Source organism: Kytococcus sp. HMSC28H12 (assembly GCF_001816045.1).
GTDB classification, from domain to species: Bacteria; Actinomycetota; Actinomycetes; order Actinomycetales; family Dermatophilaceae; genus Kytococcus; species Kytococcus schroeteri.
Genome location: NZ_KV824250.1, coordinates 1 through 9,408 on the forward strand (window position 1 = coordinate 1; position 9,408 = coordinate 9,408).

9 protein-coding genes are annotated in these 9,408 nt (G+C 68.9%); 6 read left to right on the forward strand and 3 right to left on the reverse strand.

The window, feature by feature from the left end:
- The 3 genes from HMPREF3099_RS00035 to efp all read right to left on the reverse strand — a co-directional run.
- Positions 1–261, reverse strand: a 261-nt coding sequence (locus HMPREF3099_RS00035; RefSeq protein ID WP_256374405.1) for a phosphoribosyltransferase family protein, incomplete at its 3' end; no start/stop codon positions are given.
- Positions 262–354: 93 nt separating this feature from the next.
- On the reverse strand, positions 355–768 hold the full coding sequence (nusB, locus tag HMPREF3099_RS00040) for a transcription antitermination factor NusB (RefSeq protein WP_070703179.1): 414 nt from the start codon (positions 766–768) through the stop codon (positions 355–357).
- Positions 768–1,328 (reverse strand): elongation factor P, encoded by a 561-nt coding sequence (gene efp / locus HMPREF3099_RS00045; protein ID WP_070703180.1) that lies wholly within the window; start codon positions 1,326–1,328, stop codon positions 768–770. Before efp ends, nusB begins: the two co-directional genes overlap by 1 nt.
- Positions 1,329–1,493: 165 nt before the next feature.
- Between efp and HMPREF3099_RS00050 the strand changes: the two genes are divergently transcribed.
- The 6 genes from HMPREF3099_RS00050 to HMPREF3099_RS00075 all read left to right on the forward strand — a co-directional run bounded on the left by HMPREF3099_RS00050 (position 1,494) and on the right by HMPREF3099_RS00075 (position 9,351).
- On the forward strand, positions 1,494–3,083 hold the full coding sequence (locus tag HMPREF3099_RS00050; protein ID WP_070703181.1) for an FMN-binding glutamate synthase family protein: 1,590 nt from the start codon (positions 1,494–1,496) through the stop codon (positions 3,081–3,083).
- Positions 3,084–3,234: 151 nt separating this feature from the next.
- The gene (locus HMPREF3099_RS00055; protein WP_070703182.1) at positions 3,235–4,917 is read left to right on the forward strand and encodes a peptide ABC transporter substrate-binding protein; all 1,683 of its coding nucleotides are present in this window, start codon (positions 3,235–3,237) and stop codon (positions 4,915–4,917) included.
- A 200-nt stretch (positions 4,918–5,117) separates the two neighbouring features.
- Positions 5,118–6,044, forward strand: a complete 927-nt coding sequence (locus HMPREF3099_RS00060) for an ABC transporter permease (protein ID WP_101849724.1) — start codon at positions 5,118–5,120, stop codon at positions 6,042–6,044.
- Positions 6,037–7,086 (forward strand): ABC transporter permease, encoded by a 1,050-nt coding sequence (locus HMPREF3099_RS00065; protein WP_070703183.1) that lies wholly within the window; start codon positions 6,037–6,039, stop codon positions 7,084–7,086. Before HMPREF3099_RS00060 ends, HMPREF3099_RS00065 begins: the two co-directional genes overlap by 8 nt.
- 11 nt (positions 7,087–7,097) lie before the next feature.
- Positions 7,098–8,159, forward strand: coding sequence for an ABC transporter ATP-binding protein (locus HMPREF3099_RS00070; protein ID WP_237769674.1), 1,062 nt, complete (start codon positions 7,098–7,100; stop codon positions 8,157–8,159).
- Complete coding sequence (locus HMPREF3099_RS00075) at positions 8,134–9,351, forward strand: ABC transporter ATP-binding protein (protein ID WP_237769675.1); 1,218 nt, start codon at positions 8,134–8,136, stop codon at positions 9,349–9,351. Before HMPREF3099_RS00070 ends, HMPREF3099_RS00075 begins: the two co-directional genes overlap by 26 nt.
- Positions 9,352–9,408: the final 57 nt, after the last annotated feature.

Below are 9,408 nucleotides of genomic sequence, written 5' to 3' on the forward strand. Positions count from 1 at the left end.
GGCCGGGGTGGGACCGCCCGGCTCGCGGTCGTCGCGGTGGCCGGCGGGGTCGACCGCGCCGCAGGGCACGTCGACGCCCTCGATGGCGCGGACGGCATCAGCCAGGCGACGGGCCAGCGGCAGACCGCGGGTGGGGATGCCGAGCAGGACGAGGTCACCGGCGCCGTCGTTGCGCTCCAGCACCTCGTGGGCCATCCGGCGGATGGCGCGGGTGATGTCCTGGTCGTCCAGGACCGTACGCACAGTGGGGGTGTGCCCCATCGTGACCTCCTTGCCTGCCTCACGGGACAGTCGCTTAAAGGATGTCGGACGCCGCCCAGCCTAGGCCACGGGCGGCGGGGTGCCACTGTCGGGTCACACGACGGTGGCCTTCATCTGGCTGATGCGGGTGAGCAGGCCGGAGACGAAGTTCGGCGAGTCGTCGGTGGACAGGTGGGAGGCGAGGTTCACGGCCTCGCTGATGGCCACCGCGTCCGGCACGTCCTCCACCCAGACGATCTCGTAGACGCCCAGGCGGAGGATCGCGCGGTCGACGGCCGGCATGCGCTCCAGCGACCAGCCCTGGGACCAGGCCGAGAGGGCGTCGTTGATGGACGCCCAGTGCGCCACCACGCCCTCCACGAGGTCCACGGTGAACTGCGGCACCGGCACCTGCGGGTCGGCCTCGGCACGGCGGGTGCCCATGAGGGCCTCCACGTTGAGGCCGCGCTGCTCGGCCTCGAAGAGCAGGTCGACGGCCCGCTTGCGGGCCTTGGAGCGGGCTGCCATCAGGAGACGCGGCTGATGTACGAGCCGTCGCGGGTGTCGACCTTGACGACCGTGTCGGACTCCAGGAAGAGCGGCACCTGGATCTCGGCGCCGGTCTCCAGGGTGGCGGGCTTGGTGCCACCGGTGGAGCGATCGCCCTGCAGGCCCGGATCGGTGTGGGTGATGCGCAGCTCCACGCTCGGCGGCAGCTCGATGTAGAGCGGGGTGCCCTCGTGCGTGGCCACGAGCACCTCCTGGTTCTCGAGCATGAACCGGGAGGCGTCGCCCACGATCTCGGCCGACACCGGGAGCTGCTCGTAGTCGCGGGTGTCCATGAAGATGTAGGAGTCGCCGTCGTTGTACAGGTACTGCATGTCGCGGCGGTCCACGTTGGCGGTCTCGACCTTGGTGCCGGCGTTGAAGGTCTTGTCGACGATCTTGCCCGAGAGCACGTTCTTGATCTTGGTGCGCACGAAGGCCGGCCCCTTGCCGGGCTTGACGTGCTGGAACTCCTGGACCTGCCAGAGCTGGCCCTCCAGGTTGAGCACCATGCCGTTCTTCAGGTCGTTCGTCGTTGCCACGAGGCGCGTCCTTTGCGTGTCGTCGGGGATGTCCGTCGGCCACCCGCGGGCCGCAGCGGCGCGGTCGAGGTGGGCAGTGGGTCATTTTACGCACTCCCGGCGCAGTGCCCCACCACACCTGACGGCCCGGGTGGCGCCTCGCGCCCGGACTGGTAGAACGGGCGCATGCACCCCATCAAGGCACTGGCCATCCCTGCCCTCGGCCTCGCCGGCTGGGCGGCCCAGAACGCGTTCCAGAAGAAGCACGCCATCCTGCGCACCTTCCCGGTGCTCGGCAACGCCCGCTTCGCCCTGGAGACCATCGGCCCCGAGCTGCGGCAGTACATCGTGGCGATGAACAACGAGGAGCGACCCTTCGACCGCGACGAGCGCTCGTGGATCTACGCCGCCGCCAAGGAGCAGAACACCTACAAGGGATTCGGCACCGACAACAACGTCGAGTTCGACGAGGGCTGGCTGGTGGTCAAGCACCGCACCTTCAGCACCGAGGCCCCGCCCACCTCGCACGGCCACAAGGGCGACCCGGCGCGCCTCCCCTCGGCCAAGGTGCTCGGCGGCCCCCGTGGGCGCCGTCACGCCTTCCGTCCCGACTCCATCGTGAACGTCTCGGCCATGAGCTACGGCTCCCTCTCGGGCCACGCCGTCCAGGCGCTGAACAACGGCGTGCGCATGGCCGGTGCAATGCAGAACACCGGCGAGGGCGGCCTGTCCGAGCACCACAAGCAGGGCGGTGACCTCATCTACCAGGTGGGCACCGGCTACTTCGGCTGCCGCGACGAGAAGGGGCGCCTGTCCATCCCCCGCCTGGTGGAGCTCACCCAGGCCAACCCGGTGCGCGCCATCGAGATCAAGCTCTCGCAGGGCGCCAAGCCGGGCCTGGGCGGAATGCTCCCCGGCGAGAAGGTCACCCCGGAGATCGCCGCCATCCGCGGTGTGCCGGTGGGTGAGGACGTCGCCTCCCCCTCGCGCCACAGCGCCTTCCGCGACGTCGACTCCATGCTGGACGTCGTCGAGGAGATCGCCGAGGCCACTGGCCTGCCGGTGGGCATCAAGGCGGCCATCGGCGAGATGGGCATGTGGGAGGAGCTCGCCGACCGCATGATCGATCGCACCCGCGGCGTCGACTTCATCACCGTCGACGGCGGCGAGGGCGGCACCGGCGCCGCCCCGCTGCTGTTCAGCGACCACGTGGCCCTGCCCTTCCGCCTCGGCTTCGCCCGCGTGTACTCCACCTTCGCCCGCGCCGGCATCACCGACGACGTCACCTTCATCGGTGCCGGCAAGCTGGGCCTGCCCTCCAACGCCATCGTCGCGATGGCGATGGGCGCCGACATGCTCTACGTGGCCCGCGAGGCGATGATGTCGGTCGGCTGCATCCAGGCGCAGAAGTGCCACACCGGTGGCTGCCCCACCGGCGTGGCCACCCAGAACAAGTGGCTGGAGCGCGGCCTGGACGTCCCGTCCAAGTCGCTGCGCGCGGCCAACTACATCCGCGCCCTGCGCGCCCAGCTGCTCAAGCTGTCCGAGGCCGTCGGCGTGCCCCACCCGGGCTTCGTCACCTGTGACGACCTCGAGCTCATGTGGGGAACCCGCGAGGGCCGGACCCTGCGCGAGATCTACGGCTACGAGCTCGGCTGGGGCGGCGTGCCGGAGGCCAACCGCCGGGAGGTCATGGACCTCATGCACGCGCTCACGCAGCCCGACGAGACGGACAACGTCGCCGCCGACCGGGAGTCGGTCTCCCCCGGGCACTGAGCCGGCACCGCTCCTGCCGGGCCCCTCACCTGCCTTTTGGTCTCAGTTGGGTAACGACCCGGCAGATCGGCAGGTGAGGGGCCTCACAGGTGCTTAGGGTGGGCGTCGCTGCGGTCCCGGCCGCGGTGTCCCTACTGCTACAGGAGATTCCATGGCGATCAAGCGCAACAAGTGGCTGGCCGGCGCGGCGGGCGCGGCAGCCCTGTCCCTCACCCTGACCGCATGCGGCGGCGGGGAGTCCGGCGGCTCAGACGAGGGGAAGGGAAGCCAGACCGCCTCGCAGCCCCCGATCGACGAGAACGCCAAGGGCAACGACAAGATCATCACGGCGAACGGCTCCGAGCCGCAGAAGCCGCTGATCCCTGCCGCGACCGTCGAGACGGGTGGCGGCAAGATCCTCGACATGGCCTTCGCCAAGCTCGTCGACTACGACAACGAGGGCAACCTCGTCAACGACGTCGCCGAGTCGATCGAGTCCAAGGACAAGAAGACCTGGACCATCAAGATCAAGGGCGACCGCAAGTTCTCCGACGGCACCAAGGTGACCGCCAAGTCGTTCGTCGACGCCTGGAACTGGGGCGCCCACATCGACAACAACAACCTGGCCTCCTACTTCTTCGAGCCCATCGCCGGCTACACCGACGTGTACCCCTCCGAGGAGGGCGCCAAGGCCAAGGCCAAGACCATGAAGGGTCTGAAGGTCATCGACGACACGACCTTCCAGGTGACCCTCGAGCAGCCCTACGCCGCCTTCCCGCAGCGCCTCGGCTACACCGCCTTCGCGCCGCTACCGGAGAAGTTCTTCGAGGACCCCAAGGCCTTCGGCGAGAAGCCGATCGGCAACGGTCCGTACATGGTCGAGAAGTGGACCCACAACCAGGGCGCCAAGCTCGTGAAGAACCCCGAGTACGTGGGTGAGAAGAAGCCGAAGAACGGCGGCGTGGAGCTGAAGTTCTACCAGACCCCGGACCCCGCCTACACCGACCTGCAGGCCGGCAAGCTCGACATCCTCGACTCCGTGCCGGACACCGCCCTCTCGACCTTCCAGACCGACCTGGGCGACCGCGCCATCAACCAGCCGTCCGGTGTCTTCCAGTCCTTCTCCTTCCCGATGTACGCCGACGCCCCCTACGCCGGCGACAGCGACAAGGCCAAGAAGATCCGCAAGGCCATCTCGATGTCCATCGACCGCGAGGGCATCACGCAGAAGCTGTTCTCCGGGTCCCGCATCCCGGCCAAGGACTTCTCCTCCCCCGTCGTCAAGGGCTACGACGACACCGTGTGCGGCGACCTGTGCGCCCACGACGACGAGAAGGCCAAGCAGCTGCTCGAGGAGGCCGGCGGCTGGTCCGGTGGCCCCCTGACCATCGCCTACAACTCCGACGGCCCGCACAAGGGCTGGGTCGACGCGGTCTGCGGTGAGATCTCCAACGCGCTCGGCATCGAGTGCAAGGGCAAGGCCTACCCGGCCTTCAAGGCCCTGCGCGACGACGTGACCGAGAAGAAGATGAAGGGCGCCTTCCGCACCGGCTGGCAGATGGACTACCCGGCCCTGGAGAACTTCCTCACCCCGCTGTACAAGACGGGCGCCTCCTCCAACGACGGCGACTACTCCAACAAGGAGTTCGACAAGCTCCTGGAGGAGGGTGACGCCGCCAAGAGCGAGGAGGAGTCGCTCAAGAAGTACAAGGAGGCCGAGAAGATCCTCGTCGAGGACGCCCCGGTCATCCCGCTGTGGTACTCCAACGTGACCGGCGGCCGCTCCGACGCCGTCAGCAACGTCCGCTTCGACGTCTTCGGCGTGGCTGAGTACCACAACATCGTCAAGAACTGACGCCACGTCGGGAGCCCCTCCCGGCACCACATGACACGACTGTGGGGGACCCGACCGGGTCCCCCACAGTCGTGCGCCGCAGGCGTGTCCTGTGATCCACGCCTCACTGGCCCTGTACTGTTCCGACGTTGCACGATCGTCGGACCCCACGGTCCGGCGCCACCCCTGCCCCGTGCACTCGACAACTTGAGGAGAAAGTTGTGGGTACCTATGTGCTCCGGCGATTGCTCCAGATGATCCCCGTGTTCATCCTGGCAACGCTGTTGCTGTACGCCATGGTCTACGGCCTGCCCGGAGACGCCGCCGCCGCGATGTGCGGCGACCGCGGCTGCGACCCGACCTTCGTCAAGAAGTTCAACGAGGAACACCACCTCGACGAGCCGCTGCTCGTCCAGTACGGCTACTACCTCCAGGGCGTGCTGACCCTCGACTTCGGTGAGACCTTCACCGGCCGCCCGGTCCTGGACGTCATGGGTGAGACCTTCCCCGTGACCATCCGACTGGCCCTCATCGCGTGGGTGCTGGAGATCCTCATCGGTGTCCCGATCGGTCTCGTCGCGGGCCTCAAGCGCGGTACCTTCCTCGACACCGCCGCCCTGCTGCTCACCCTGCTGGTGATCTCCATCCCGGTGTTCGTGCTCGGCTTCCTGGCCCAGTTCTACCTGGGCCTGCGCTGGGGCGTGTTCGAACCCACCGTGGGCGGCGAGGCCTCCTGGTCGAACCTGCTGCTGCCGGGCCTGGTGCTGGCCGCCATGTCCGTGGCGTACATCGCACGCCTCATGCGCACCTCCATCGTGGAGAACAAGTCCGCCGACTACGTGAAGACCGCACTGGCCAAGGGGCTGCCGAAGCACCGCATCATCGGCGTGCACCTGCTGCGCAACTCGCTCATCCCCGTGGTGACCTTCCTCGGCACCGACCTCGGCGCGCTCATGGGCGGCGCCATCGTCACCGAGGGCATCTTCAACGTCCCGGGCGTGGGCAACCAGATCTACCGCGCGATCATCGCCGGCGAGAACGCCACCGTCGTCTCCTTCGTGACGGTGCTGATCTTCGTCTACCTGGTCGCCAACCTGATCGTGGACCTGCTCTACGCCGTTCTCGACCCGAGGATCCGCCTTGACTGACCACACCCAGCACCCAGCAGAGCTCACCGAGTCGCAGTACGACCTCGAGCATGAGCCGGCCAGTCGCGCCGACGGCGACCGCCTCTCGGCCGACCCGGACCAGAACCCGACCGCAGCCGCCGAGCAGGCGCAGGCGATGGGCGACGCGAACGCGGTCGTCGGCAAGCCCCGGTCGCTCGCGCAGGACGCCTGGGCGGACCTCATCCGCAACCCGATGTTCGTGGTGAGTGCGCTCCTGATCCTCGTCATGGCTGCGATGTCCCTGTTCCCCACCCTGTTCACGTCGGTGGACCCGCAGGCGCAGAGCATCATGAACTCGCTCGAGCCGGCCGAGCCCGGTCACCCGCTGGGCTTCGACCAGCAGGGCCACGACATCTGGGCCCGCGTCGTCCACGGCGCCCGGGCCTCGATCCTCGTGGGCCTGCTCACCACCGCCGGCGTGGTGCTGCTCGGCGGGGCCATCGGCGCAATCGCCGGCTACTTCGGCGGTTGGGTGGACGCGGTCCTCTCCCGCATCCTCGACACCTTCCTGGCCATCCCCCTGCTGCTCGCCGGCATCGTCGTGATGTCGATGGTGGAGCACATCGACCTGCCCGGCTTCGGCTGGCTCGGCCGCAACATCCCCACCGTGGCCCTGATGCTCACGATCTTCGGCTGGACCTCCGTGGCCCGCATCATGCGCGGTTCGGTGCTGCAGGCCAAGCAGGCCGACTACGTGACCGCCGCCCGCTCGATGGGCGCGAGCACGGGCCGCATCATCGTGAACCACATCATCCCCAACGCCATCGCCCCGGTGATCGTCATCGCGACGATCTCGCTGGGCATGTTCATCGTGGCCGAGGCCACGCTGAGCTACCTGGGCATCGGACTGGACACCGAGAAGGTCGTCTCGTGGGGCGGTGACATCTCCGAGGCCCAGCGCGTGCTGCGGACCAACCCGGAGATCATGGTCTGGCCGTCCCTGGCCCTCTCGCTCTGCGTGCTGAGCTTCATGCTCCTCGGCGACGCGGTGCGTGACGCCCTCGACCCGAAGCTGCGATGAGGAGCACCGACATGACCGACACGAATCCCCCCACGCAGCCCACTCGCGCCGCCGGCACCGACCGTGCCCGGCAGGGCGAGCTGCTCCTGGAGGTCGAGGACCTCCAGGTCGAGTTCCACACCAAGGCCGGCGTGGCCAAGGCCGTCAACGGCGTGAACTACAGCCTGCGCGCCGGTGAGACCCTGGCCGTCCTGGGCGAGTCCGGATCGGGCAAGTCCGTGACCGCTCAGGCGATCATGGGCATCCTCGACTCGCCCCCCGGCAGGATCACCGGCGGCCAGGTCCGCTTCCGCGGCAAGGACCTGCTGGCGATGAAGGAGTCCGAGCGCCGCACCTACCGTGGCGACAAGATCTCCATGATCTTCCAGGACTCCCTCTCGGCCCTGAACCCGGTGTTCCCGGTGGGTGCGCAGATCGCGGAGATGTTCCGCGTGCACCGCAAGATGGGCAAGAAGGAGGCCACGGAGCGCGCCATCGAGCTGATGGACCGCGTGCGCATCCCGGCCGCCCGCGAGCGCGTGAACAACTACCCGCACGAGTTCTCCGGCGGCATGCGCCAGCGCATCATGATCGCGATGGCAATTGCGCTGGACCCGGAGGTGCTCATCGCCGACGAGCCGACCACTGCGCTCGACGTGACGGTGCAGGCCCAGGTGATGGAGCTCCTCGAGGAGCTGCAGCGCGAGATGAACATGGGCCTGATCCTCATCACGCACGACCTGGGCGTGGTGGCCGACGTCGCCGACCAGATCGCCGTGATGTACGCCGGCCGCATCGTGGAGCAGGCGCCCGCGCGCGACCTGTACAAGGCCCCGGCCCACCCGTACACCGAGCGCCTGCTGGCCTCGATCCCGCGCGTGGACCAGAAGGGCCAGAAGCTCACCGCCATCGAGGGCCTGCCCCCGATGCTGACGAACATCCCCCCGGGCTGCGCCTTCAACCCGCGGTGCCCGTACGCGCAGGACGTCTGCCGTACCGAGCGCCCGCCGCTGGAGCGCTTCGCCCCGGAGCGCGCCTCGGCGTGCCACTTCTGGAAGGAGACGCTCGATGGGAGCCAGCGTGCTGGGATCTGACGACAGGCGCCGCGAGGACGTGGAGCGCGCCGACGCCCACGCAACCGGGAGCCACGCCCTGGCCGAGGACCGCACCCCGGTGGCCAGCGAGGGCCTGGTGGACCAGAAGGGCCACCCGGTGACCCGGTCCCTGGAGGCCGGTGTGGACGAGGTCGTGGCCGCTGGCGTGCGCCCCGACCGCGCGGGTGAGACGCCCGTCATCAGCGGCCGTGGCCTCAAGCGCCACTACCCGCTCACCAAGGGCGTGTTCAAGCGCACGTACGGCCACGTGCGCGCCGTCGACGGCGTGGACTTCGACCTGTACCGGGGCGAGACCCTCGGCGTGGTGGGCGAGTCCGGCTGCGGCAAGTCCACCTTGGGCCGCCTCATCATGTCCCTGGAGAAGCCCACCGAGGGCCAGCTGTTCTTCAAGGGCCGCGACGTGGCGCAGATGAACTCCCGCGAGTTCCGCGAGATGCGCCGCAACGTGCAGATGGTGCTGCAGGACCCGTACACCTCGCTCGACCCGCGCATGACGGTCGGCGACATCATCGGTGAGCCGTTCAAGATCCACCCCGACGTGCTGGACCGCGGCAAGCGGACCGCGCGCGTCAAGGAGCTCATCGAGCTGGTGGGCCTGAACCCCGAGCACATCAACCGCTACCCCCACCAGTTCTCCGGTGGTCAGCGGCAGCGCATCGGCATCGCCCGCGGCCTGGCCCTCAACCCCGAGGTGCTGGTCTGCGACGAGCCGGTCTCCGCGCTCGACGTCTCGGTGCAGGCGCAGGTCGTCAACCTCATGGAGGAGCTCCAGAGCGAGCTCGGTCTGGCCTACATCTTCGTGGCCCACGACCTCTCGGTGGTGCGCCACATCTCCGACCGCGTGGCCGTGATGTACCTGGGCCGCATCGTGGAGCTGGGCGACGAGGACCAGATCTACTCCCGCCCGGTGCACCCGTACACGCAGGCGCTGCTCTCGGCGGTGCCGGTGCCGGACCCGGAGATGCGCGGCAAGCGCGACCAGATCCGCCTCGAGGGCGACGTGCCCTCTCCCGCCAACCCGCCGTCGGGCTGCCGCTTCCGCACCCGCTGCTGGAAGGCCGTGGACCTGTGCGCCACCACGGAGCCCGACCTGGAGCTCCGCGAGGGCACGGACCACCCGAGCCGCTGCCTGTTCGCCGAGCAGCGCCAGGTGGTGGACGCGGTCCGCTGAGACGCCGCTCCCCCACGAACCGCCGAGGGCGGGCCCGGACTCCCGGGCCCGCCCTCG